Below are 25,207 nucleotides of genomic sequence, written 5' to 3' on the forward strand. Positions count from 1 at the left end.
CGCGAGAAGACCAGCGACGACCGTTGCGAGCACGCCCGACACGCCGATGCTCTCCGCCCCAAGGTAGGCCGCGTATGGCGCGAGCAGCGTGATCGTGACCGCGATCGCGGTGTCGCGGATGTTGGCGAGCAGCCACTCGCCTGCGAATCCAACGACGAGGCCAACTGCGATGCCACCGATGAGGACCACGACGAATGACAGACCGGCGTCGAGAAGTGAGAACGTCCCGGCGGCGACGGCCACGACCGCGAATCGGTAGATGACCAGCGCGGTCGCGTCATTCACCAGGCTCTCGCCCTCGAGGATCGTCACGATGCGCCGCGGCACGCCGACGCGTTGGAAGATCGCGGTCGCGGCTACGGCGTCCGGTGGCGAGACGATCGCGCCGAGCGCGAACGCGCCCGCCCAGCCGAGCGACGGGACCAGCCAGTGCGCGACCACCGCGACGACCGCCGCGGTGAAGATGACCAGACCGAACGCGAGGGTCAAGATCGGCCGGAGATTCGCCTTGAACTCGCGGATCGACGTGAAGTACCCACCGGCGAACAACAGCGGCGGTAGGAAGACGAAGAAGACAAGATCCGGCGGCAGCTCGAAGCCAGGGAGACTCGGGATGGCGCTCAGCACGAGCCCGCCGAGGACCATCACGATCGGATACGGGACCGTGAGTCGGCGCGCGACGACCGTGAGCGCGGTGACGAGGACGAGCAGCAGGAGGACGAGCTCGATGTCGCGCATCGCTACTGGTGCTCGTACGCCTTCTGCAGTCGCTCAGCGACCTGCTGCAGCCAGCGGAGCTCCGTGAGGCCGGCCCGCGCGACGACCATGCCACGCGTGAACGCCAGCCACGGCTTCAGGGTTCCGGCGACGAGGCCGAGCCATGTCGCGCTCGTCGCGTCGACCTTCGGACCCTTGCCCTTGATGTCGGCCGCCTCCGCGTGCAGACGTCCGTCGCCCGCCTGGAACTCGATCGCCTCCTGCGTGTCGGTGAAGCGCAGCAGCGCGCGGCCGGCGCGCACGTCCTTGAGGTTCGCGATGACACGCTCGTCCTCGGCGGCCGCGGCGAGGATCGCGAGCACCGCGTCGCGCACGTTGAGCGGGTTCGGCGGCGACGTCGACGCGACGCGCGCCGCCTGGATCGCCTCCTCGAGCTTCGTCACGCGAGCTTCATGTCGCTGCGCACGCTCACCGGGACCTCCGTGCCGCGATCGCGAAGAACAAAGAACGCGGCGGCGCCGATCATGGCGCCGTTGTCGGTGCAGAGCCGCGGCGGCGGCACGCGCAGCGGATGACCGATGCGCTTCTGGATCTCGGCGCGCAGCGCGAGGTTCGCCGCGACGCCACCGCCCAGGAGCACCGTTTCGACCGCGTGCTCCGCGGCGGCGCGCGCTGTCTTCTCGGCCAGGATCTCGGTGATCGCCTTCTGGAAGGATGCCGCCACGTCGGCGACCGGCAGGGCGCCCTTCGCTTCGAGCGAGCGCACCAGCCGGAGCACCGCGGTCTTGAGCCCGGAGAACGAGAAGTCGTAGCCGGAGAGCGCGGCGCGCGGCAGCGGGAACGCGTTCGGGTCGCCCTCACGCGCTGCGCGCTCGACCAGGGGTCCACCGGGGAAGCCGAGACCGAGGAGGCGCGCGACCTTGTCGAACGCCTCGCCAGCGGCGTCGTCGATCGTTCGGCCCAGCGGCCGGAAGCGGCGGTGTCCTTCCATCAGCACGAGGTCGCTGTGCGCGCCGCTCACGATGAGCACGACCGCCGGGATCTCCGGCTCCGGCGTCGGCGAGTCACCCTCGTACAGCCAGTTCGCGTAGACGTGGCCCTCGAGATGATTCACGCCGATGAACGGCAGGCCCGCCGCGAGCGCAAGACCGCGCCCGTAGTTCGCGCCGACAAGCAGGCAGCCGACGAGTCCCGGCCCCACCGTCGCCGCCACCGCATCGACCGCGCGGAGCTCGATGCCCGCCTCGTTCAGCGCCTGCTGCGTGATGCCGTCGAGCGCGCGCAGATGCTCGCGCGCCGCGACCTCGGGGACGATGCCGCCGGTGTCCTGGTGGGCGAGCTGCGACGCGACGATGTTCGAGATGATGTGCCGGCCGTCGTCGACGACCGCGACGCCGGTCTCGTCGCACGACGTCTCGATCGCGAGGATGCGCATGACTACTTCTCTTCTAGTTCGGAGCGCAGCTTCGCGAGGCGATCGCGCACCGAGCGGTCGCGCAGTCGCTCGGTCCACATGATGATCGCGTCCTCGTTGTTGTCGCTGTAGTAGCGACGGCGGATCCCGGCGGCATGGAAACCGTACTTCTCGTAAAGGCGCTGCGCCGGGAAGTTCGATGCGCGCACCTCGAGCGTCAGCCACTCGGCCTTCAGGTCGGTGGCCATCTCGAAGAGACGTACGAGCATCCGCTCGCCGATCTTGCGCCGACGTCGCTCGGGGATCACGGCGAAGGTCGTGATGTGCGCCTCGTCGAGCGCGAGCCAGAGACCGGCGTAGGCGATGATGCGATCGCCCTCACGCGCGACGATGTAGTGCGCGTTCTTGTTCTGCGTGAGCTCGTGCTTGAACGCGTTCGCCGGCCACGGGACCGGGAACGACGCGTTCTCGACCAGCTGCACCGCCGGGATGTCGTCGGCGGTCATGTCCTCGATGACGATCGGGAAGGTGGCGACCATCTCTCTAGTGTCGCTTGGGAAGGCCGAGAGCGACATCGTCGGTCGGCGGCGGCGCGAACGGCTGGTCGAACGAGGTGCGGATCGACGGCTGCTTCACGTAGATCGGCTCGATCTCGCCGAGCTTCGCCTGCCCCGTCGTTTCGAGGGCGAGCCAACCAAGCTCGGCCAGGTAACCGGCGCGGCGCATCCGCGACGCCGGCGACGCGAACAACGCCTTCGGGCCGAGCAGGTCGCGCAGCGTCTGCTCGGCCTCGCCGTCGATCTCCCCGACGAAGAGCGTATGGGTGCCGATCTGGCGGCACAGCTCGGGCAGCGCGGCGGCGATGAACGGCGACCGGCGCTGCCACTTGCGATTCCGCTCCTGATAGAACGCGGCGTAGAACTCGCCGCGTCCGGCAGGCAGGAGCGGGCAGGTGCGCTGCTTCGACGCGGCATGCGGGTACGCCAGCACGTCGAGGGTCGAGATGCCGACCATCGCCGCGCCCGCGCCACGGGCGATGCCCTGCGCCGCCGCGATCGCGATGCGCAGTCCGGTGAACGAGCCCGGTCCCGTCGCGACGGCGACCTTGTCGATCGACGCGAGCGTGATGCGCGTGCGTGCGAGCAGGCGCTCGATGGTCGGAAAGAGCTCGTCCGCATGCCGGCGCTGTGCGTGCCAGGTCTCCTCGGCCAGGACGTCGCGGCCGTCATAGAGTGCGACCGAGGCCCACTCGGTCGACGTATCAAGCGCCAAGAGAGTCACGGAAGCCCTCCAGGAGCTCGGCCGACCGCGGACCGGTGGCACGCAGCGCGACCGACCGCTTCGTATCGGCGATGTGCCCGAGATGGACGTCGAGACGATCGAGCGGAAGCGCTTCGCCCGCGCGGTCCGGCCACTCGATGACGGTCATGCCACCGGCGTCGAGCGTCTCCTCCCAGCCGGTCGTCCCGAGATCCTTGCCCTCGAGCCGGTACAGATCGAGATGGAAGAGTGGAAGTCGGCCGCCGAAGTGTTCGTGCAGGATCACGAACGTCGGACTCGAGACCTCGGACGCGTCCAGCCCGAGCCCGGTCGCGATCCCCTTCGCGAGGACGGTCTTACCCGCCCCGAGCTCGCCCCACAGCGCGACGACATCGCCCGGACGCGCGAGGCGCGCGAGTCGCTCGCCGACGCGCTCGGTGTGAAGAGATGAGTGGCTCACGAGCTCCACTGCCGGAGCATCGCTACGCGGGACGCCCGTCGGTCGCTCCGCGCTCGAATTTACGGCGCTCAAGAACGAGGCGAATGGTAAGCCCGAGGAACGATCCAAAGAGCGCCGCCCACACGAGCAGCCAGCCATCTCGCGGCGGGATGCCGAGGAAGTCGAGCGGACCGAACGGCAGCTGCAATGCCCACGCCGCGAGCGGGATCGCGGCGAGAAGTCCGGCGATCGTGCGCCGCCGTTCGAGCCGCCTCCGATCCTCGGCGTACTTCGTGCGTCGACGCTCTTCCTCTTTGACGACGCGCTTCGGCACTGCCGCCGTCTCGGTCCGAACAGGTGTATGCGCGCCACGATCGGCGCGGCGTTCGCGCCGGCGCTTTCTCCCCACCGCGGAAGACTAGTGTCCCGCCTGCTGCACTAGGTCTGGGGCGTGCGGGGTGCGTCGAACGCGAGCACGTTGGCGACCGGCACCGGACCCCCGTCCGTGCTCACGGCGTCGGCCTCGATCTCGCTCGCGAAGCGGGTCACGCCGGCCATCACAAGATGCTCGTCCATCGGCCGCGCGCCGAGCCAGTCGTCGGAGAGCGCGAGCGAGGGCGCGCCCTGCGCGAAGTCGCCCGCGTTCTCGGGCGCGAACACGAAGAGCCGCGCGGACGCCGTGTGCACGGCGGCGCGGGCACCGACGAGCGCGACGAGCGGTGCGAAGACCTCGCGCGGGAGCGGAGCGACGCCGAAGCCGATGAGGCAGAGCACCGTCGGCGCCTCGGGACCGGTAGTAGCGCCCGACGCCGTCGCCTCCTCGCCGTACACGACGCGCAGGCCACCGGCGGGCGCCGCGCCGGCCACGACCGCCGCGACGCCGCAGGCATGCGCGCGCGTGATCGACTCCGCCGTCGCGCGAGCGCCGCCGATGAGGATGCGGCCCTGCATCCGGACGTCGATCCGCGACGGGTGCAGCTCGGCGGCGGGCCCATCGACCGCGAGCGCGATCTCGCCGACCGCATCGGGGCCGTACCCAGCGACGCCCTGCAGCGCCCACGCCGAGCCCTCGACGGTGACGCAGCCGTCGTCCGAGCGCGCGATCGCTCCGTCGAGCGTGGACCGCACGACCCAGCGCCCGACGACCGGCGCGATGTGGAGATCCCCGTCGGCGCGCTGATGGATCAGGCGGCCCGCGATCGGGGACGAGACCGCGCGCGCGAAGCGGCGGCCGGTGCGCGCGATGACCGTGTGCCGCTCCACATCACCGCCCACAGGCACGCGCATGACGCGCGTCAGATCTTCGGGCGTGACGCCGAGACGGCGCGCACCGGAAACGCGCACCGGTGTTCCGTAGGTCGTACCCGCGGCGAGGATGTCGCCGGCGCGCACCTCCTGCCCCTCGGCTGCGCGCTCGCTCGCGCCGAGCGGCAGCGGATGGTCAGCGGACCAGCGCCAGTACTTCCACGGCATCAGCGCGCCTCGGCCGGAAGGACATCGAGCGCCGAGTTCCAGCGCGCGAGGGTCGGGATCCGTTCCGCATCGCGCGGCGGGAGCGAGAGCGGGCGGCCGCGCGCGTCGATGACCACGCCCAGCTCCAAATGCTCCGCGCGCGGACGCACGGTCGTGCCCGGCATGACGATCTCCACTACGCCCTTGGTCGGAACGAGGATGAACGAGCCGCGCGCGACGCGCTCCTCGACGACGCCATTCGAATCCGTGATGCGCACGACGGCGGAGCGCCGCGGCCACATCTCGGCAACGATCGCGATGGGATCGATCGTCGGGAGCGTTGCGACCCTGCCGCGCGCGGCGAGAGCGCCCGCGGCGACGAGCGCGTCGCCCGGCGCGCGCGACACGAGCATCGGTCCGGTCGCGCCGAAAACGTCCATCGCGACCATGAGCGACTGCGCAGCGCGCGGGAGCTGCGCGAGGCGACCGGTCAGCACGACCAGCGGCGCGGCCCACGCCGCCTCGAGCGACAAGCCAGCGTGCTCGGCATCCGCAAGCACGTGTGCGATGGCTTCGCGTGCGAGCGCCATCTCGAGCGAGAGCGCCAGTACCGACGCGGGTATCGCGTCGGGCCAGCGCGCACGGTTGAACACGCGCTCGAGGAGCGCGGGTGCCTCGACCGCGCGCGGGATCCACCGGCGCACGCGATCGAGACCGGCGCGCGCGACGACGCGGTCCGCGGCGGCGCCGACGCCGAGGCGCTCGTGAATGCCGACGACCGCACCGTCCGGTCGCGCGTGGATGACCGAGGTCGCGCCGCCGGTCACGTCGAGGAGAACGACGTCGGCCTTGGCCTCGACGGCCATCGCGCGCGCCGCGGCTTCGAGCGCCTCGTCGCGCAGCACGACATCGCCCTGCGCGCGGCGACGCAGCGCGCGGAGGCGCGCCACCAAGGCCTCGCGTCCCGCGGGCGTGCGCACGTCGGGCAGCGACTCGATCGTGTTCGCCGGACACGACGCGGCGATCCGCTCCCGGATCCGTTCGTCGGCCGAGACGAGCATGTGCGGCACCGGGCGCTGCTGCGCGCAACCGAAGCGCAATGCTTCGGCAAGCTCCACCAGGCCGTCGGCGTCGCGGCGGTCGGTCGCGAGAGCGACGACGAGGTCGGGGTGCGCGTCGCGGAGGAACTCGCCGCGTTCGACGAAGGTGCGTCCGTCGTGCGTTCCTACGAGCGCGACGAGCGACGCATTGCCGGCGAGCGCGCCGAATGCCATGGCGCGCGCGAGCTGCGGATCGCGGCCCAGGAGCGCCGCGACGCGCACGGCGTCGCCCGGGATCACGCGAAGGACCGTACCGTCAGCGGCGCCGGGAGGGATGCGCTCTGTCCGCGCCTCGTGCGCGATCTCGACCGAAGCGACGAGCTCGGTCGAGGTGGTCACGCTGCGGTGACCGGTGTGCGTTTCACCGCGGCGATGAAGGCGTCGAAGATCCTGATGGCGGCGGCGGCTACCTGCGCGGTGCGCTCGGGATGCCACTGCACCGCGACGACCCAGCGGTGCGCGGGCGCTTCGAGCGCCTCGATGAGCTCGCCGACGTGCGCGGTGGCCACGAGGTCCGACGCGAGGCGGTCGGACGTCACGACCTGATGGTGACTCGAGTTGACGATGAAGGGCTCGCCTCCGCAGGCCGCGGCCAGCTTGGATCCGGGCTCCGCGGTGACGACGTGGCGCACCGTCTCCGCGCCGGCCGGATCATCCGCGACGGGCGCGCCGAGGGGTGGGTACTTCGGCGAATGGCCGAGGTGGTGCTGCTCCAGCGACCCGCCGAAGCGGACGTTGATCAGCTGGAAGCCGCGGCACACGCCGAGGACGGGGATGTCCCGCTCGAGGGCACGCCCGAGGAGCGCGAGCTCGATGGCGTCGCGGGCTTCGTCGATATCGGTCGAGGCGATGTTGTCGGCGCCGTAGCGCTGCGGGTCGATGTCGCCGCCGCCGGTGAGGCACAGCCCATCGAACTCATCGGGCATGGCATCGGTCGGGCGGACCGCGATCGGCTCGGCGCCGGCGCGCCGGATCGCCTCGAGATACTGGTCGCGCGCGACGACGCAGCGGGGCGCGTCGTGGCCGCACAGGGTGACTGCGATGCGGGGTCCCATCCACGTCCATGGTATTCGGTTTAGTGCGTCGTGCGGTGGTCTAGCCGCGCACGCTCTCGCGATCGATCAGCTCCACGAGCACACCGTTCGCTGCGCGTGGATGAAGGAACGCAACGAGACCCTCGACGCCGCGACGCGGCGTGTGATCCACGAGCTCGACACCTTCGCTCGCCAGGCGAACGAGCGTGCTCGCCAGGTCGTCGACGACGAAGCAGAGGTGATGCAGCGTGGGCCGTCCGCGCTCGGCGACGAAGCGCGCGACGCCGGACTCGGTGTCGGTCGGCTCGAGCAGCTCGACGCGCGACCCGTCGCGCGTGGCGATTGCGACGCGCACGCGCTGGTCGGCGATGACGCGCGGCTCATCGACCCGGTAGCCCAGCACGTCGCGATAGAAGGGGATCGTCTCGGATAGCGAGGGCACCGCGACGGCGACGTGATGGAGCTCTCCGGCGGCGATGCCCTTCATGCGCGCGGCGGGTGGTAGACGCCGAACACGGTGCGCAGGTCGGCGCAGATCTCGCCGAGCGTCACGCTCGCCTCGACCGCGGCCACGATCGGCGGCACGAGATTCGCGGACCCGCGCGCAGCGGTCAGGAGGTCCGCGCGTGCGCGCTCCACCGCGGCAGCGTCCCGCTTCGCCCGCAGCGACCGCAGACGCTCGGCGCGGCCGCGGACGACCGCGTCATCGACGCGCTGCAGCGGCGGCACAGCGTCGTCGCCCTCGGAGCGGTAGGCATTGACGCCGACGGTCACCTTCTCGCCGCTCTCGACCGCCTTCTGTTGCGCGTACGCGGAGTCCTCGATCGCGCGCATCTGGTAGCCCTTCTCGATCGCCGCGAGCGCGCCGCCCATACCCGTGATCTTGTCCAGCTCGGCGTGGACGCGGCGCTCGATGTCCGCGGTGAGCGACTCGATCGCGTACGCGCCGCCCAATGGATCGATCGTGTCGGCGACGCCCGTCTCCTCCGCGATGATCTGTTGCGTCCGGAGCGCGAGGCGCGCCGAGTCCTCGCTGGGAAGTGCGAGCGCTTCGTCGTACGCGTTCGTGTGCAGCGACTGTGTCCCACCGAGCACGGCTGCGAGGGCCTCGATGGCGGTCCGCACGATGTTGTTGAGCGGCTGCTGCGCCGTGAGGGTCGAGCCCATCGTTTGCGTGTGGAAGCGGAGCGCGAGCGCGTCCGCCGTCTTCGCGCCGAAGCGGTCACGCATGACGTCGGTCCACACGCGTCTCGCCGCGCGGAACTTCGCGACCTCCTCGAGCAGCGTCGAGTGGGCTGCGAAGAAGAACGACAGCTGCGGCGCGAATGCGTCGACGCTGAGGCCGGCCTTCACCGCGCCGGCTACGTACTCGATGGCGTCGGCGAACGTGAACGCGAGCTCCTGGACCGAGTCCGAGCCCGCCTCGCGGATGTGGTACCCGCTGATCGAGATCGGGTTCCAGCGCGGAAGCTCCGTGGCGCAGTACGCGATGAGATCGGTCACGAGGCGGAGCGACGGTCGCGGCGGGAAGATGTACGTGCCGCGAGCGATGTACTCCTTGAGGATGTCGTTCTGCGTCGTGCCGCCGACGCGCGCGAGCGGAACGCCCTGCTTCTTCGCGACCGCCGCGTACATCGCGAGCAGGATCGCGGCGGTCGCGTTGATCGTCATCGATGTCGTGACCTTGTCGAGTGGGATCCCGGCGAACAGGTGCTCGAGATCGTCGAGGCTCGAGATCGAGACGCCGACCTTCCCCACCTCGCCCGCGACCTGCGGATCGTCCGCGTCGTACCCCATCTGCGTTGGGAGGTCGAAGGCGACCGAGAGCCCCGTCTGTCCGTGTTCGAGGAGATAGCGGAAGCGCGCATTCGTTTCCTCGGCCGCGCCGAAGCCCGCGTACTGCCGCATCGTCCAGAGGCGGCCGCGATACATCGTCGGCTGCACGCCGCGCGTGTACGGAGGCTCGCCGGGAACACCGAGTCGCAGGGCGGCTTCGCGGTACCCGTCGTCGTCGGTGAACGAAGCCGGCAGCGGACCGCCATACGTCGTCTCGAAGCGTGCCCGCTCAGGAACGCGGCGCGTCTCGGCCATATCGCGATGGTATCCGCGAGCTACGGGCGCCGAGTCAGCTCGACCTCGAGGTCCATCGGGCCCGCGAACGCGTTCACGTCGGTCGCGCTTGCGAACCCGCTCGCCGCGCGCCACCACTGGGCCGCGTATGGCGATCCCGCAGGCGGATCGATGACGAGTCGATAGCTCCCAGGAGGCACGTGCATAAGGAACATGCCGGCGACGCTGGTCATGGCCACACCGACGAGCCGGCAGCAGGCCGCACCGCCCGCGAGGTATGCCGCGACGCGAGCTCCCTGCAATCCGTCACCGAACGATGGGCCGGTACGGACCTGGCCCGATAGCTGGGTCACCACGACGACCGCGATGTCGATGCCGGTCACGTCTCGCTCGACCTTGAGCGGCGTTGCCTGGAAGACCGCCGGGTCGTCGCTCCAGAACCGCACACCGCTAATGGTGTGCCCGGTCGTCTGCACCACGTACGTCCCGGGCGGAACGGTGAGCTTGTACCGACCGGCCGCATCAGTCGTGGCCGTCGCCACGATCTCGAACGCATCACCCTGACCGCCGTAGATGAGCATCGAATTCATCCCGAGGGCCACCACGCGGGTGTCGGCTTGCGGAGTCCCAGTGTTGCCGTCGGTGATCCGCCCCTCGACGATGTGGCCTGACCCCAGCGTGATGTCGATGGGCGCGTTCAGGTCCCCGACCATCAGGGGGCTGGTGAGATTCCCGGAGGCGCTACCAGGCGGTCCACCGATCGCCGATGAGACGGCGAGCACGAGCAGACCCGGTGGCGGCGTCACCTGGACCATCAGCTGGACGCTGCTCGATCCTCCCAAGGCTGCCGCTGTCCAGAGGACGACGCTAACGGTGTACGCGCCGCGATCGTCCGTCACGGCGGTCAAGTCGGGGCCGGATATGCGTCCGTCGTTCAATGGGGACGGCATCGCGCGAACGCGTACACCCGCGACGCCGGCGCCTGTCGCGCTCATCGTCGCCTTGCCGCTGATCGTGCGCGCGACGGTCGCGGTGGGCGCCGCTGTCGGAGTCTGCGTGGGGGTCGATGCCGCGAGCGTCGGCGACGCGGCGATCGACGCCGCCGGAACTGTTGCGCTCTCGGCCGGAGTGGGAGACGCGCTGCTCTGCGGTTGCGTCGCGCACGCGGTCGCGAGCATCACGGATACGAGCACAAGGACGCGGCCCTGCACGAGGAAACCCTAATCCACGTCAGCGCGCTCGAAGGACGAGCCTTCCTTCGATCTTCCCGATCCGCTCCCGCGAGAGCGCCATCGGTTTGTATTGGCCGTTGGCCCACATGTTTGTTTGATCGCCCCAGTGCGGCGAGAGCGGCTGCCCGCTCTGGCCGGTGGGGATGATCGAGATCGACGCATCGATGTCCCCGAGATCGACGATCTGCCGCTCCGAGGAGTGGCTCCGTAGCGCGAACGGTCTCATCAACGAATACGCGCCGTTATTCGGCGAGTACCCGTCGCCTGCGCGGCTCACCGGTCCGATGGTCAGGATGAGATCGAGCGGCGTCGCAGCGGAGAGCGGATGCTCGAACGACACCTTGTGCAGATCGCCCCAGCGCCACGATGCGGGCGTCGCGCCGAGACGCGTGGTGAGGTCGCGTACCGCATCCTCAAGCGCTTGTGACGCGATCGCGTCGCGGTCGCCCCCTTCACCGCTCGCGAGATCGGCGAACCATGTGCTCGACGGCGATTCGATGAGGTCGTAGAGAGCGAACGTCGGACGGCCGTCGGTGAGGTATTGCTCGTAGAGCGTCGGGCCGAGCTTGTCACGGAACGTGCGCTCGCACATGTGAACGAGCCACGCTTCATAGACAGCGGCGGCCGCCGAGTCAACGCTGAGGGCGCCGTCCCAGCTCCGCACGAGACTCTGCGCCTCGACCGCGAGCGGGCTCGCCGCGCGCGCCGCGAGGATCGTGGCGCGGAAGCGCTGCACTGGCAGCGACGTCACGTCGTTCTGCAGCGACCGGAAGCGCGCGACGTCCGCGCCGGTGGTGTTCGTGAGCGCCCCACGCAGGAATGCGTAGCGGAATCCAGGATCCCACTCCCCCTCCCAGCCCGTCTCGGTCGCGCGGTCCACAGGTCGGTTGTTCGCGTTGACGACGAGGCCACCGGGCGGGTCGAAGAGGAACGGGTTGTCGTCCGCGAGGCGAAGGCCGCGCCACTCGTAGTCGCCGCTCCAGCCCGGCACCGGCAGCCGGCCGTCCCCTGCCTTGCGATCCGGCAGGCGACCTACGAGCTGGTAGCCGATGTGCCCGTCAACGTCCGCATAGCACGCGGACAGCGTCGCGCCAACGAAGAGCGCGGCCGCTGCGCGGAACTCGCTGAAGTTGCGCGCGCGTCCCATCCCGAAGACCGCCTCGACGGTTCGCGATCCGTCGAGCGCGCTCCAGCGCAGCGCGAGCTGCGCGTTCTGCTCTTTGAGGACCGGCGTGAGGATCGGCCCGTGCCGCGTGACCGCGACGTCGATCACGACGGGATCGGCGCGGCCCTTCACCTTGATCACCTCGCGAGTGAAGGTCGCGTTCTCCATGCGCCCCTCGTACTCGTAGCGGCGCAGGTCCGCGGGATCCTGGCGCTCGACGAAGAGGTCCTGGGTGTCTGCGTACGCGTAGGTGAAGCTCCATGCGACGCGGTCGTTGTGCCCGATGACGACGCCCGGCACGCCCGGGATCGAGAACCCGATGAGGTGCAGATCGTCCGCGTCGAGCGCGACCTCGTACCAGATGCTCGGATTGCGCACCGGCAGATGCGGATCGCCCGCGAGCAGCGGCTTTCCTGACGCGGTGCGCGAGCCGCTCAGCGCCCAGCAGTTCGAGCCGAGGCCCTGGCCCGCGCCGCCGAGAACGGTGGCGAGCGCAGCTGGTCCGTGGCCCGCGGATCCGGGTGAGATCTCCGGTGCCACGAGTGCCCAGGCGCGCGTGTCGTGGGCGACGGCGTTCGTCGACGCGTCGGGGAGAAGCGTCGCCAGCGCCTCGGGGCCAAGGCGCGCAGCGATGCTCGCGCGCAGCAGCTCCTGCGTGTAGTTCCCCGCGGCGTCGTAGAGCTGCAGCTTCGCGATCGCGAGCGTGTCGAGCACCGTCCATGGCTCTGGCCGATAGCCGAGGATCGTGAACTCGATCGGCAGGCTCTCGCCGTGCTGCTGGATGAACTTGTTCACACCCTCCGTGTACGCCTCGACGAAGCCGCGGGCCTCGTCCGAGATCACCGACCGGTCGAGCTGCGCAGCGCGTCCGAGGCCGAGTGTGCGCGTGAAGCGGTCGGACTCGACGCCGGGCTCGCCGAGCACTTCGGCGAGCATGCCCTCCGCGGCGCGCCGGTAGATGTCCATCTGCCAGAGACGGTCCTGCGCGGTCACGTACCCCTGCGCGAACAAGGCGTCGTGCAGATCGCCGGCGAAGACGTGCGGCACGCCGTACGCGTCGCGCAGGACCTCGACGCGCTGGTGCAAACCGAGGAGACGCTCGTCGGCATCGAGCGTCGGCAGCGGTCGTAGGACGAGCAGGCCAAACGTCGTCGAGATCGCGCCGAGCACGACGAGCAGCACGACCGCGACGACGACCAGCTTCCTCACTCCGCCTCCTCGAGCACGGCCAGCATCGCGCCGCCCTCGACCTTCGTCCCGGGTCCGACGGCGAGGCGTACGACGCGGCCGCGCGCCGGCGCGAGCAGCTCGTTCTCCATCTTCATCGCCTCGAGTGTCATGAGCGGGGCGTCACGCTCGACGAGGTCGCCCTCCGCGACGTGCACCTTCTTGAGCAGCCCGGGCATCGGTGCTCGTACCTCGTGGCGCCCGCCGCGCGCAGCGGTCGCGCCGCGCGCCGCGGCCGCCGCGCGCTCGTCGAGCGCGCTCACTTCCGTTTCGTGTCCGTCGACGAGGAGCCGCATCGGACCGGTCGTCAGCAGCGTGACCTCGTGACTGCGACCCGCGATGCGTACCGACCACTGCCGGCCGCGCACGATCTCCGCCGTCTCCGCCGCTACCACCGCGGCGTCGATGAGGAAGCGGCCGTCCGCGGTGAGGTCGACGCGCAGATGCCGATCGCCGACGCTGACCTCGTAGATCACCGCAGCGCCTCCTCGCGCCCCGCGCGCGCCCAGGTGCCATTCGGAGACGCGACCGGTCGGCGTGCCGCGCGGCCGCGCGTGGCGAGCACCGCGACGAGCGCGGCCGCGGTGACCGCGCTCTCGTCGAGCACGGTCGGGGTGCGAGGCGGCCAGTGGGTTGCGACATACCCCGTGTCGTAGCGTCCGCCGACGAAGTCGGGCTCGTCGAGGACGTAGGAGTGGAACGCGAGGCTCGTCGGGAGCCCCGCAACGATCGTCTCGCGCAGCGCGCCGCGCGCTCGCGCGAGGGCCTCGGCGCGATCGGCGCCATGGGCGATGAGCTTCATGAGCAGAGGGTCATAGTCGCTCGTGACCGTGAGACCTTCGAAGAGACCTGAGTCGACCCGGACGCCCGGGCCGGCGGGCTCGCGCAGCAACGCGACGCGGCCGGTCGCGGGTATGAAGCCGCGCCGCACGTCCTCGGCGGTGATGCGGCACTCGATCGCCGCGCCGCGGCCGCGCACGTCTTTCTGCGCGAAGGGCAGCGGCTCGCCGGACGCGATGCGCAGCTGAAGCGCGACGAGATCGAGCCCGGTCACGACCTCGGTCACCGGGTGCTCGACCTGCAGGCGAGTGTTCACCTCGAGAAATGAGAAGGCGCCGCGCGCATCGACGAGGAATTCGACGGTGCCGGCGTTCTGATAGCCCGCCGCGCGCGCGATCCGCACCGCGGCGTCGCCGAGGCGCTCGCGGAGCGCATCGCCCACCGATGGCGCGGGGGACTCCTCGATGAGCTTCTGATGACGGCGCTGGACCGAGCAGTCGCGCTCGCCGAGCCAGACGATGCCGCCGTGAGCGTCCGCGAGGATCTGCATCTCGATGTGCCGCGCGTTCTCGATGAGCTTCTCCACGAACAGCGCCGACGAGCCGAACGCGCCGGCGGCTTCCCCTGACGCGAGACGCCACGCGGCATCGAGCTCCCCGGCCGACGCGACCGCGCGCATGCCCTTCCCGCCACCGCCGCCGGCTGCCTTGAGCATCACCGGGTACCCGATGCGCTCCCCTTCTCGACGCGCGTGATCCAGGTCGCGCAGCGGTTCGAGCGTGCCCTCCGCGACGGGGACGCCCGCGTCGCGCGCAAGCCGGCGGGCCTGCGTCTTCTCGCCGAGCTTCCGCTGCACGTCGCCGGGTGGACCGACGAACACGAGACCGGCACTGCGCACTGCGTCGGCAAACTCCTCGTTCTCCGACAGGAACCCGTAGCCGGGATGGACCGCGTCGCACTTCGCGCGGCGCGCGACCCCTATGAGCTTTGAGGCCACGAGGTAGCTCTCGCTCGGCGACGCCGGTCCGATCGGATACGCCTCATCCGCGAGACGGACGTGAAGGGCGTCCCGATCGACGTCGCTGTATATGGCTACGGCGCGGATCCCGAGCTCGTGGCAGGCGCGGATCACGCGCACGGCGATCTCGCCGCGGTTGGCGACGAGGACCCGCTTGAGCACCGCCGTCCTAGGGCGTCACAGCGGGATGTTCCCGTGCTTGCGCTTGGGGTTCGTGTCCCGTTTGCCCGCGAGGGAACGGAGCGCCGCGATGAGCCGCGGTCGGGTCTCGCGCGGCTCGATGACGTCGTCGAGGTAACCGCGTTCGGCCGCGACGTACGGGTTCGCGAAGCGCTCGACGTAGCTCGCGACGAGCTCCTTCCGCTTCGCGTCCTGATCCTTCGCGCGCTCGATCTCCTCGCGGTAGACGATGTTCACCGCGCCCTCGGGTCCCATGACCGCGATCTCCGCGCTCGGCCACGCGACGTTGTAGTCCCCACGGATGTGCTTGCTCGACATGACGTCGTACGCGCCGCCGTAGGCCTTGCGCGTGATGACGGTGAGCTTCGGGACCGTCGCCTCGGCGTATGCGTAGAGAAGCTTCGCGCCGCTCCGGATGATGCCGCCATGCTCCTGCGCGGTGCCCGGTAGGAAGCCCGGCACGTCGACGAAGGTCACGAGCGGGATGTTGAAGGCGTCGCAGAAGCGGACGAAACGCGCGGCCTTGATCGACGCGTCGATGTCGAGCACGCCGGCGAGGACCGTCGGCTGCTGCGCGACGACACCGACGCTGCGGCCGTCGAGACGCGCGAAGGCGCAGATGATGTTGCGTGCCCAGCCCTCGTGCACCTCGAGGAACTCTCCGTCGTCGCAGACGCGCCGGACCAGTTCTTTCATGTCGTACGGCTTGCTCGCGGCGTCGGGCACGAGCGCGTCGAGCTCGCGGTCCTGGCGATCGATCGGATCGTCCGTCGGAACGACCGGCGCGGGATCGAGATTGTTCGACGGCAGGTAGCCGACGAGACGGCGGAGCAGCTGCAGGCAGGAGACCTCGTCGTCGCACTCGAAGTGCGCGACGCCCGAGCGCCGCGCGTGGACGTCCGCGCCGCCGAGCTCGTCGAGCGTGACGTCCTCGTGCGTCACGGTCTTCACCACGTTCGGCCCGGTCACGAACATGTACGAGGTGTCGCGCACCATCGCGATGAAGTCGGTGATCGCCGGCGAGTACACGGCACCGCCCGCGCAAGGTCCGAGGATCGCCGACAGCTGCGGGACCACGCCGGACGCGAGCACGTTGCGCAGGAAGATGTCGGCATAGCCGCCGAGCGACACGACGCCCTCCTGGATGCGCGCGCCGCCCGAGTCGTTGAGCCCGATGACCGGCGCGCCGTTGCGCACGGCCAGATCCATGACCTTGCAGATCTTCGCGGCGTGCGCCTCCGCGAGAGAACCGCCGAACACCGTGAAGTCCTGCGAGAAGACGTAGACGAGTCGACCGTCGACATGGCCGAAGCCCGTCACGACACCGTCACCCATCACGCGCTCGTCGTCCGGTATGAGCTCCGTGGGGCGCGCCATCACGAACGCATCGAGCTCGGTGAAGGATCCGTCGTCGACGAGGAGGTCCACGCGCTCGCGCGCCGTCAGCTTGCCCTTTGCGTGCTGTTGCTGGGTGCGCGCTTCACCACCACCGACGGCGGCGCGCTGCCGCAGACCGCTCAGTCGTTCGCTCGGACCCACGCCGTGAGGATAGGGCGCGGTCAGTTCGTGGCACTGCGCCGACAAGTTCCGATGCCGGGCTCTTGACGGCGCGCCCGAGAAAACAGCACGCGCAGCGACGCGCGCGCGATAGGGATCAGGCAGGCAGGAGACGGCGCTGCGGCTCTGAGGCTAGCCACCCGCCGGCGAAACCAGCCAGCGGGGCCACGATGATCCCGGCGGCGGCGATCCAGAGTGGATACGTCACCAGCACGGGGAGCGGCACGGCGTGAGTGGCCAGGCACGCGGCCGACGACAGCGTCCCGTGAAGTAGCGGAGCACTCCCCGCCATGCGAGCGGCTACGTAGCCAGCGAGTAGCCCGTCGATCATCGTCTTGGCGAAATCAGGACTGCCGACCTGCTGGGCCGTGAAGTGGCGGGACGCACTTGATCTGACGAAGCCCATTCATGACGTCACTCCTATGCGCTGTGAGGCGCGGTAGGAATCTATTCGCGGAGCGCATCCGCAAGCGCCATCAGCGGCGTCGTGAGACCTGACTGCCCATTCGTGCCGGGAAGAGTCGCTAGATCGCTACGAAGTACGTCTCGCAGGCGAGTTGCACCAGCTCCGGCGTGAGCTCCGCCGGTTTCCCGAGGAAGCGCGCCGCGGCACCGAGGTGCTGCATGAGGTCACGCGGGTGGCATGAGCGCAGCGAGATGTTCCGCTCGAGGCAATACTTCGCGATCCACTCCGCCGCCTTCGGATAGAAGGTGATCTTCTGGTTCTCGCAGACCCGACGAAGGATCTCGGAGAATTCCTCAGGCGTCGGCGGCTTGATCTCGATCTTGTACTGGATGCGCCGCAGGAACGCTTCATCGACCAGCGATGAGGGCGTGCGGTTCGTCGCGAAGACGAGCAGGACGTCGAACGGCACTTCGATCTTGCGACCGTCGGCCGTCGTCAGGAAGTCGACGTCACGGTCGAGCGGGACGATCCAGCGGTTGAGGAGCTGGTCGGGCGAGGCACGCTGGCGGCCGAAGTCGTCGATGAGGAGAACGCCGCCGCTCGCCTTCATCTGGAACGGCGCTTCGTGGACCTTCGAGTTCTGGTCGTAGACGAGATCGAGGTCCTCGAGCGTCAGCTCACCACCGACCTCAACGAACGGGCGTGAGACCGGGACCCAGCGGCGGTCGAATCGCGCGTCGAGCTCGACGAGCGGGCGGTGACGCGATGGGTCGTACACGCGGATGACCTGCTGGCCGACGAGGATCGCGTACGGCACGACGATGCTGCCTTGGAGCATCGTCGCGAGCGCCTTCGAGATCGTCGACTTGCCGGTGCCGGGTGGGCCGAAGAGGAAGATCGACTGCGCGCTGTTGATCGCCGGCCCGAGCTGACGGAGCGTCAGCTCCGGCAGCACGAGATGCGCGAGCGCCTTCTTCAGTCCATCCCAGGTGACCTGCACCGCGCCGACCGACTGCGCGCGCACCCGTGTGACGTACGCCGCGAGCGGAACCGGCGCGGCGCCGACGTAGCCGTTGCGCGCCATCGCTTCTTTCGCGCGGATCGAGCCCTTCTCCGTGATCATGTAGACGTACGTCGACGCGGTCACGCCGGCGCCGCCCTTCACCTCAACGAGGTGCTCGGTCTTACAGAAGTCGAGGACGGGCTGGAGGATCTTGAGGGGCAGGCAGAGGATCTGCGTCAGCTCGGCGGCCGTCGTCGCGCGCTGGTAGAGGAGCTTCAGCGTGAGGTCGGCAACGAATGCCGACGTGAGGCCGGTCTCCTCGATCGTCGCCGGTGCGAGCGGCGCCGATGCTTCGGCCGGCCGTGGGGCCGCAGAAGCGGGCGCGTGCGATGTCGCCGATGGTGCTGCGCTTGCCATGTGCTCCCTATCCTCCGGAACGCGAGTGCTGCGAGTTTAGGGGTGCTGGACTCCCCTTAGAGAGGGAACCGGGTTGCAACACACGGCGACGCGGCACCGAAACCCTCTCCACGGGCGAAACCGCGTCCCCGGCTGTCCCGCTCAGCTCAAATTTGGGCGGAGAAGATCACGAGGGCGCGCAGGGCTAGGACACCCAGCAGCGCGAGGATCGGCGCGGTGACCGGCGCCCAACGACGGGCGGCGCCCAGACGCGAGATGGTGAACGGCGCCGCCAGACCGACGATCACGACCAGCCACAGCAGCAGCCACACGCCCGCCATCTTCCCGATCGTCCCGGCCAGGGCGACCGTAGCGATAAAGACCGCGATGAGGACGATCTCGAGCAGCGCAAAGTTCCGGTCCGCGAGCGCGAGGCGCACCGTTGTGCCGGCGTCGATGTCGCGGCGCGAGTTCGCCAGCAGGAGCAGCAGCGCGACCGCGCCGGTCAGCGAGGACGCGAGGAAGACGCCACCCAGCGGCCATCCATCGCTCCATATGGGCTGGTTGGAGACCGAGAGGAGCACGCCGGTGTAGCCGCTGACAAAGAACCCCAGCCCGGTGCCGATGACGTTCCATACCGCGCCGACCGTTCCGCGGAGGATGCGCGCGATCGGGTCGGCCGCATGCCATCCGCTGTCGGCCACCGCGCCGAGGAACGACACGAACGAGAACAGACCGAAGCCCAGCAGCGCCCACGAGCCGAGCGACATCGGCGACCACGGCTTGAACGCGAGCCCGCCGTTCGACGCATCGAACAGCATGTTGATGAAGCGAAGAGGCTGGCCCAGGTCGGCGATGAGGAAGATCGGGCATGGAAGCAGCGCGAGGAAGCTGACGATGAACGCGATGCGCGCCGCACGTTGATCCGCGGCGGTGCCGACGAGACGGATCAGAGTTCCGATCGCGTACGAGCCGCCGGATAGGCCGCCGAAGAAGAAATAGCCGAGGATCCACCACTCCCAGTAGGGCGGCGCCGCGAAGTGTTCAGCGGGCGGCATCGGACTTCTCGTTCATGCGGTTCGAGCGGAAGGCGAGCACGCCGGCGACGAGACCGACGACCGCGGTGACGAAGCCGCCGGCATACCCGGCGAAGTTATTGCGGCTCGGCAGCGTCGCGTTCTGCGCGTTCGGCAGCTTGTACACCTCGGGCTTGTCCATGAGCAGGAAGAAGGCGTTGAGTCCGCCGTAGACCGTCGCGTCGCGTCCGTAGAGCTGCGCCTTCTTGTACCCGGCCGTCTGCAGCGCGGTGAGCCGCTTGTCGGCGGCCGCCTGAAGGTCATCGAGGTAGCCGAACTTGATCGACTCGGTCGGGCACGCCTTCGCGCACGCAGGCTGCATCCCGTTCTGCAGACGGTCGTAGCAGAGCGTGCACTTGTGCGCGGTGCCGGTCTTTTCGTTGAAGCCGATGACGCCGTACGGGCAGGCCGAGATGCAGTCGCGGCAACCGTTGCACACGTCCTGCTGGATGAGCACCGAGTCGTATTCGGTGCGCACGATCGCGTTCGTGGGGCAGACCTCGAGACAGCTCGCGTTCTGGCAGTGCTTGCAGACGTCGCTCATCATCAGCCAGGCCTGGCCGCCGGCGATCGGTGTCGGTGTCATGACGACGCCGTTGTTGTCTGGGATCTGCTCGATGAACTCGACATGACGCCAGTTCTGTGCGTCGAGCTGCCCCGTGTTGTCGAAGCTGTCGAGGAGGAGCTCGGGCTTGTTCCCCTCGAGCTGATTCCACTCCTTGCACGCGACCTCGCAGGCCTTGCAGCCGATGCAGATCGACGTGTCGGTGAAGAACCCCATCGGGCGCTCCTGGAAGGCGGCCATCAGAACCCCATCAGGTTCGGCGTGAGCTTCGTGAAGCCACGCTCCGCGGCCGCGATGTCGAGCGGTATCGCGGCGATCTCATCAACGACCGGCACCGCGTGTCCTTCTAGGCGCGCGTCCACGCTGACGATGTACCGCTTGCAGCGCTCGCAGGCGTCGACGCGCAGGTACGGGAGCTGCTGCGGGTCCGCCAGCACGACGAGCCTGCTCGACTCCGTCTCGCCGCAGGCCACGCATGTCATGCGCGGGTAGACCCATTCGTTCGCGCAACGCGCGCATACGAGGCGCCGCTGACCCGTGACGAGCGCCTCGCCGCTGTCGGCGAACACGCTCACCTGCGGCGATCCGCCGCACGTCGGACAGAATCGCGCTTGGGGGGATTGCAGGGGGTTCTCCCCCTGCGATGAATGGGCCCTCGGCAGCGCGCTCGCAACATCGGGAAGAGCTTCCAACACCGGGCCGGTCGCCGCGCGCGCCAGGAAAACGTCGGTCCCATCCTGCGCTTCGCCGCGCAGCCAGGACGTGACCATGCGCTCGAGATCACCCTCGTGGAAGCGCAGGAGCACCGCTTCGCGCAGCGTTTCCGTTCCGGCGGTCATGACCGCGCTCATCACGTCAGGTAGCGCCGCGCGCACGACGTATGCCGGGAGGTCATCGAGGCTGGGATGATCCGCGGCCGCGCGATCGAACGCGCGCTCCTGCGCTTCCGCGACCGCGCCGTAGAGGGCGAGCGGCTCGCGCGCGAAATCGAAGCGCTCGGCAAGCTCTGCCGCGCGGCGTCGGCGCTCCGAGTAGCTGGTGACGCGCTCAGCGACGGCGCTCAATCGATCTTCTCGATGTTGACGAGGAACGCCTTGAACTCGGGGGTCCTCGCCCCTACATCGCCGACGAACGGCGTCAGAGCGTTCGCGAGCCAGAACTTGCTCTTATCGGGGTTCTGGTCGGCCGAGACCCCGACGAATCCCCAGTGGATCGGGATGCCGATGTGGTACACGGGCTTGTCGCTCCCGGCCAGCTTGATCGGGCCGAGGCGCTTCGTCACGGCCGCCGCGACCTCGATCTTGCCGCGCTCGCTCCACACGCGAACGCGGTCGCCGTTCGCGATGCCCTTCTCCTTCGCGAGCTCCTCGGGCACCTCGACGAACGCCTGTGGCTGCAGACCGACGAGCAGCGGCACGTGTTGCGTCACGTAGTGCTCGTGCTCCGTGAGCCGGTAGCTCGTCGCAACGTACGGGTACTTGTCGACCTTCCCGAAACGGTTCGGCCTGCCGGCGGCCTGGTCGTAGAGGAAGGCCACCGGGTCCTCGGACTGGTTGGGATGCAGAGGGTTGGGGATCGGCGCTTCCATCGGCTCGTAGTGCTCGGGGAACGGACCGTCGAGCATCGAGTTCGAGAACAGGCGGCCGACGCCTTCGCCGTTCATGATGAATGGCAGCCACGCGGCCGGATCCTTCGGGTTCATGGTCGCCGGGTAGTCCGGCACGTCCCCCGTCCACGCCGATCCGTTCCACTGGATCCCCGGACGCTTGGGATCCCACGGCTTGCCATCGAGGTCCGCGGACGCGCGGTTGTACATGACGCGGCGATTCAGGGGCCAGCTCCAGGCCCACGTCGGGAAGAAGCCCATACCCGTCGGGTCGTTCTTCGCGATGTCCTGTACGCCGTTGCGCCGCTTCGACAGGTTGCCGTCTTCGGTGTAGCTGCCGGTGTAGATCCAGTCGCCCGCGGTGGTCGTCCCGTCCGCTTTCAGCAGCGCGAAGCTCGCCATCTGCTTGCCGGTCGCGAGATCTTTTCCGTTGATCTCCTTGGCGATCTCGCCGAGCTCCGGCTTCTTCGGATCCTTGTACCAGTCCAGCGTCATGGCGTTGATCGCGTCGGGGAACTTCCCGCCGTTCTGGCGATAGAGCGTCTTCACGCGGTCGAAAAGCTCGGCCATGATCCAGTGATCGTGGCGCGCCTCCCCTTCTGGCGGGAGGACCTGCTCCTTCCACTGCATCCAGCGGCCGCTGTTGACGAACGAGCCGTCCTTCTCGATCCAGTGCGTCGTCGGTAGCATGAAGACCTCGGTCTTGATCGAGGCCGGATCCGCGCCGGGCGCCTTCCAGAACTCGGAGCTCGTCGTCGGCAGTGGATCCATCACGACGAGCCACTTGAGGTTCGCAAGCGCCTTCATCACCTGGTTCGAATCGGGCCCGATGGACGTGGCCGTCATGCCGGAGAGGATGACCCCCTCCATCTTGCCCTTGAGGGCCTGGTCGTAGATCGACATCCATGACGAGTTCGTGGCCGGCTTGGGGAGGAAGTTGAACGCGAACTCGTTGTCCTTCGTCGCCGCCGCTCCGTACCAGCCTTTGAGCAAGCTGACCATGAAGTTGCGGTAGTTCGTGCCGAAGAAGTTCCACGAGTTCGGGTCGCTCTTCTTCGCGGCACTTTGATCGACGTACTGGTCGAGGTTCCTCTGGCCGGGCGCGGGTATGCGCAGGTAGCCAGGGAGGATCTCCCACGAGATCGCGTGGTCCGTGTTGCCCTGGATGTTCGCGTGGCCACGCTCCGCGTTCATGCCGCCGCCCGGTCGGCCCATGTTGCCAAGGAGCAATTGCAGCAGCGCGCCCGAGCGGATGAGCTGGCCACCGGTGGTGTGATGCGTGAGGCCGACGGCATACACGATGGTCATGACCTTGTCCGGCCGTCCCATCTCGCCGACGATCTTCGCGACCTCGAGGAATTGGTCTGCGGGGATGCCGGTGATGCTCGAGACCATCTCCGGCGTGTAGCGCGAGTAGTGCTTCTTCATGAGCTGGAACACGCTCTTGGGGTCCTGCAGCGTCATGTCGCGTTTCGCGAAACCGGTGCTCGTCGTTGGCGGACCCTCGACCGCGGCCGCGCCCGGCTGCGTCGGACCGCTGCCCGGCGTTGCGGCGGGTGGCGCCGTCTGCTCGTAGGCCCATGACGAGGTGTCGTACGAGCGCGTCTGCGGGTTGTAGCCGGTGAACAGCCCGTCCTTGAAATCGAAGGCATCTTTCACGACGAACGAGGCGTTCGTGTAGTTCTTGACGTATTCCTCGTGATAGAGCTTGTTCTGCAGCACGTAGTTGATGAGCCCGCCGAAGTAGGCGACGTCGGTCCCCGTCCGGATGCGCAGATACCTGTCTGCGAGTGCCGACGTGCGCGTGTAGCGCGGGTCGGCATGGATGATCTTCGCGCCGCCGCCCTGGCCGGGTCCCTTCGTCGTATCGAGCTTCGCCTTCACGAACCACTGGAACCCAACGGGGTGCGCCTCAGCGGGGTTCGCGCCGTTGATGAGGATGACGTCGGCGTGCTTGATGTCACGCCAGTGGTTCGTCATCGCTCCTCGTCCGAATGTGGCGGCCAAACTGACCACCGTTGGGCCGTGTCAGACCCGAGCCTGTTGTTCTATGTGCACGACGCCGAGCGTCCGCATCATCTTCGCGGCGAAGTAACCCTCTTCGCTGCTGAATGCGGCGCCGCCGGCGAAGGCGACTCCCTCGGTGCGATTCACGATGTTGCCGTTCGCGTCCTGCGCGACGAACGTGTTGTCCCGCGATGCCTTGATGTTCTGCGCGAGCTTGTCGAGCATGAAGTCCCAGGACTTCTCTTCCCATTTCGCGCTGCCCGGCGCGCGATAGAGCGGCTTCTCGACGCGCCGCGAGCTCGTCGCGAGCTGCATGGCGGTCGCGCCCTTCGGGCACAGGCGGCCCTCGTTGACCGGGCTATCGGGATCGCCCTCGATCTGTAGGAGTTGCGTCTTGCCGTCGGCTCCCTGCTTCGTGTACGCGATCAGTGCGCAGCCGACGGCGCAGTACGGACACAGCGAGTGGACTTCCTTCGCGCCCGCTATGCGGAACTCCAGCTGCCGCTTTTTCGCCAGGCGCAGGTCGAAGCCGAGCGGGTTGGCAAGGGGGGTGAGTGCGGTCGCACCGGCGCCAGCGGCGCCGAGCTTAAGGAGCTGACGACGGGTGAGGTCGCTCACTGCCTACCCGCGTTCTATTCCTGGCATCGGTCTGCGTCAAGTCGTACGCGCGCTATCGTCGGCCGGATGAACGACTTCTTCTCTGCCCTCGCCAAGCGCTGGAGCGACGCGGCGCACAGCCGCGGCGCGACCATCGACGAGCCCATGCTCGACGCCGGCGTCGCCGAGGAGATCCTCGAGCTCGCGCGCGTGGTCTCGCACACGAAGGAGCGCCGCTTCGCTCCGCTCGCGACGTTCACCGCCGGCGTTGCGGCGGAACGTTTGCGCGCTTCGAAAGGCGCGCTCGACCCGGGCGCCGCGGCCTCGTACATCCGCGAGGTGCGAGAGGCGCTGGAGCGCGAGGCCCCATCACCATGACCGAGGCGACACCGGACGCGACCGAGCCAACGCGAGCCGCCCTCCTCATCGGAGTCCGGCTGTCCGCGACCGGCGCTGCCGGTGAGCTGTTCGCCGACGCCAGGGCCGTCGAGGCCGCCGGAGCGGACTCGCTGTGGATCGACGCCGCCGACGGCGATCCCTACGTCGCGCTCGCTGCGCTTGCCGCCGTGACGTGGCGTGTGCGGCTCTTTGCGCGAGGCGCACCGACAGATCTCGCGGCGCGCGAGACCTGCGCGAATCTCGCGCGCGGGCGTCTCGTCGTGGCGGAGGAATCGGAGGAGCGCTGGACGGAGTCGGCGTTCCCGGCAAGCCGCGCGGCATGGGATGAGCTTCGTAACGCGAGCAGCGTGGCGGGCCTGACCGGCGTCGTGCTCCCGAACGACCCGCGGCTGATCGATCTGCTGCGCAACCCCGACATCATCGAAGCCCGCGACGACCTGAAGCTGTCGTTCGGGTAGCCGCGGCGGCTCAGTAGCTCGGCACTCCGCCGGAGGGCTTTGGCCCATC

26 protein-coding genes are annotated in these 25,207 nt (G+C 69.0%); 2 read left to right on the top strand and 24 right to left on the bottom strand.

Translation table 11 applies throughout. The features are described from left to right. The 24 genes from VI056_00515 to VI056_00630 all read right to left on the bottom strand — a co-directional run. A partial coding sequence (locus tag VI056_00515) for a cation:proton antiporter (protein HEY6201499.1) occupies positions 1-738 on the bottom strand: 738 nt, incomplete at its 3' end. Positions 739-740: 2 nt separating this feature from the next. Continuing rightward, a complete protein-coding gene (locus tag VI056_00520; GenBank protein HEY6201500.1) occupies positions 741-1,160 on the bottom strand; it encodes a hypothetical protein in 420 nt (139 codons plus the stop codon). Next, a complete protein-coding gene (tsaD, locus tag VI056_00525; GenBank protein HEY6201501.1) occupies positions 1,157-2,152 on the bottom strand; it encodes a tRNA (adenosine(37)-N6)-threonylcarbamoyltransferase complex transferase subunit TsaD in 996 nt (331 codons plus the stop codon). The genes VI056_00520 and tsaD overlap by 4 nt, the downstream gene beginning before the upstream one ends. A 2-nt stretch (positions 2,153-2,154) precedes the next feature. After that, entirely contained in the window at positions 2,155-2,670 is a 516-nt protein-coding gene (gene rimI / locus VI056_00530) for a ribosomal protein S18-alanine N-acetyltransferase (protein HEY6201502.1), read from the bottom strand. Positions 2,671-2,674: 4 nt separating this feature from the next. Continuing rightward, complete coding sequence (tsaB, locus tag VI056_00535) at positions 2,675-3,412, bottom strand: tRNA (adenosine(37)-N6)-threonylcarbamoyltransferase complex dimerization subunit type 1 TsaB (protein HEY6201503.1); 738 nt, start codon at positions 3,410-3,412, stop codon at positions 2,675-2,677. Then, entirely contained in the window at positions 3,393-3,860 is a 468-nt protein-coding gene (gene tsaE, locus VI056_00540; GenBank protein HEY6201504.1) for a tRNA (adenosine(37)-N6)-threonylcarbamoyltransferase complex ATPase subunit type 1 TsaE, read from the bottom strand. The genes tsaB and tsaE overlap by 20 nt, the downstream gene beginning before the upstream one ends. 13 nt (positions 3,861-3,873) lie before the next feature. After that, complete coding sequence (locus tag VI056_00545) at positions 3,874-4,239, bottom strand: hypothetical protein (protein HEY6201505.1); 366 nt, start codon at positions 4,237-4,239, stop codon at positions 3,874-3,876. A 29-nt stretch (positions 4,240-4,268) separates the two neighbouring features. Then, positions 4,269-5,303 carry a hypothetical protein gene (locus VI056_00550; GenBank protein ID HEY6201506.1) on the bottom strand — a complete coding sequence of 345 codons (1,035 nt, stop codon included), beginning with the start codon at positions 5,301-5,303 and terminating at the stop codon, positions 4,269-4,271. Then, positions 5,303-6,721, bottom strand: coding sequence for a hypothetical protein (locus VI056_00555; protein ID HEY6201507.1), 1,419 nt, complete (start codon positions 6,719-6,721; stop codon positions 5,303-5,305). Before VI056_00555 ends, VI056_00550 begins: the two co-directional genes overlap by 1 nt. Next, entirely contained in the window at positions 6,718-7,437 is a 720-nt protein-coding gene (locus VI056_00560; protein HEY6201508.1) for a gamma-glutamyl-gamma-aminobutyrate hydrolase family protein, read from the bottom strand. The genes VI056_00555 and VI056_00560 overlap by 4 nt, the downstream gene beginning before the upstream one ends. A 40-nt stretch (positions 7,438-7,477) precedes the next feature. Beyond that, on the bottom strand, positions 7,478-7,903 hold the full coding sequence (mce, locus tag VI056_00565; protein HEY6201509.1) for a methylmalonyl-CoA epimerase: 426 nt from the start codon (positions 7,901-7,903) through the stop codon (positions 7,478-7,480). Continuing rightward, positions 7,900-9,507: a methylmalonyl-CoA mutase family protein gene (locus tag VI056_00570; GenBank protein HEY6201510.1), complete on the bottom strand. Its 1,608-nt coding sequence runs from the start codon at positions 9,505-9,507 to the stop codon at positions 7,900-7,902. Before VI056_00570 ends, mce begins: the two co-directional genes overlap by 4 nt. Positions 9,508-9,527: 20 nt before the next feature. Beyond that, positions 9,528-10,697, bottom strand: coding sequence for a hypothetical protein (locus VI056_00575; protein HEY6201511.1), 1,170 nt, complete (start codon positions 10,695-10,697; stop codon positions 9,528-9,530). Between the two features lie 19 nt (positions 10,698-10,716). Next, positions 10,717-13,092 (bottom strand): penicillin acylase family protein, encoded by a 2,376-nt coding sequence (locus VI056_00580; GenBank protein ID HEY6201512.1) that lies wholly within the window; start codon positions 13,090-13,092, stop codon positions 10,717-10,719. Continuing rightward, positions 13,089-13,586, bottom strand: a complete 498-nt coding sequence (locus VI056_00585) for a biotin/lipoyl-containing protein (protein HEY6201513.1) — start codon at positions 13,584-13,586, stop codon at positions 13,089-13,091. Before VI056_00585 ends, VI056_00580 begins: the two co-directional genes overlap by 4 nt. Next, complete coding sequence (locus tag VI056_00590; GenBank protein HEY6201514.1) at positions 13,583-15,070, bottom strand: biotin carboxylase N-terminal domain-containing protein; 1,488 nt, start codon at positions 15,068-15,070, stop codon at positions 13,583-13,585. Before VI056_00590 ends, VI056_00585 begins: the two co-directional genes overlap by 4 nt. Positions 15,071-15,085: 15 nt before the next feature. Next, on the bottom strand, positions 15,086-16,627 hold the full coding sequence (locus VI056_00595) for an acyl-CoA carboxylase subunit beta (protein ID HEY6201515.1): 1,542 nt from the start codon (positions 16,625-16,627) through the stop codon (positions 15,086-15,088). A 115-nt stretch (positions 16,628-16,742) separates the two neighbouring features. Continuing rightward, positions 16,743-17,051, bottom strand: coding sequence for a hypothetical protein (locus tag VI056_00600; GenBank protein HEY6201516.1), 309 nt, complete (start codon positions 17,049-17,051; stop codon positions 16,743-16,745). 118 nt (positions 17,052-17,169) lie between these two features. After that, entirely contained in the window at positions 17,170-18,471 is a 1,302-nt protein-coding gene (locus VI056_00605; protein HEY6201517.1) for an AAA family ATPase, read from the bottom strand. A gap of 146 nt (positions 18,472-18,617) precedes the next feature. Continuing rightward, on the bottom strand, positions 18,618-19,508 hold the full coding sequence (gene nrfD / locus VI056_00610) for an NrfD/PsrC family molybdoenzyme membrane anchor subunit (protein HEY6201518.1): 891 nt from the start codon (positions 19,506-19,508) through the stop codon (positions 18,618-18,620). Further along, positions 19,495-20,331, bottom strand: coding sequence for a 4Fe-4S dicluster domain-containing protein (locus VI056_00615; GenBank protein HEY6201519.1), 837 nt, complete (start codon positions 20,329-20,331; stop codon positions 19,495-19,497). The genes nrfD and VI056_00615 overlap by 14 nt, the downstream gene beginning before the upstream one ends. Next, positions 20,331-21,155 carry a formate dehydrogenase accessory protein FdhE gene (locus VI056_00620; protein HEY6201520.1) on the bottom strand — a complete coding sequence of 275 codons (825 nt, stop codon included), beginning with the start codon at positions 21,153-21,155 and terminating at the stop codon, positions 20,331-20,333. The genes VI056_00615 and VI056_00620 overlap by 1 nt, the downstream gene beginning before the upstream one ends. Next, complete coding sequence (locus VI056_00625; protein HEY6201521.1) at positions 21,152-23,677, bottom strand: molybdopterin-dependent oxidoreductase; 2,526 nt, start codon at positions 23,675-23,677, stop codon at positions 21,152-21,154. Before VI056_00625 ends, VI056_00620 begins: the two co-directional genes overlap by 4 nt. 48 nt (positions 23,678-23,725) lie before the next feature. After that, the gene (locus VI056_00630) at positions 23,726-24,322 is read right to left on the bottom strand and encodes a twin-arginine translocation signal domain-containing protein (protein ID HEY6201522.1); all 597 of its coding nucleotides are present in this window, start codon (positions 24,320-24,322) and stop codon (positions 23,726-23,728) included. A 66-nt stretch (positions 24,323-24,388) separates the two neighbouring features. Here VI056_00630 and VI056_00635 point away from each other — a divergent pair, with 66 nt between their 5' ends. After that, complete coding sequence (locus tag VI056_00635; GenBank protein ID HEY6201523.1) at positions 24,389-24,679, top strand: DUF6457 domain-containing protein; 291 nt, start codon at positions 24,389-24,391, stop codon at positions 24,677-24,679. Continuing rightward, positions 24,676-25,158 carry a hypothetical protein gene (locus tag VI056_00640; GenBank protein ID HEY6201524.1) on the top strand — a complete coding sequence of 161 codons (483 nt, stop codon included), beginning with the start codon at positions 24,676-24,678 and terminating at the stop codon, positions 25,156-25,158. The genes VI056_00635 and VI056_00640 overlap by 4 nt, the downstream gene beginning before the upstream one ends. The last annotated feature ends 49 nt before the right edge of the window (positions 25,159-25,207 follow it).

This window comes from Candidatus Limnocylindria bacterium, assembly GCA_036523395.1.
In the GTDB taxonomy this organism is placed as follows: Bacteria; Chloroflexota; Limnocylindria; order P2-11E; family P2-11E; genus CF-39.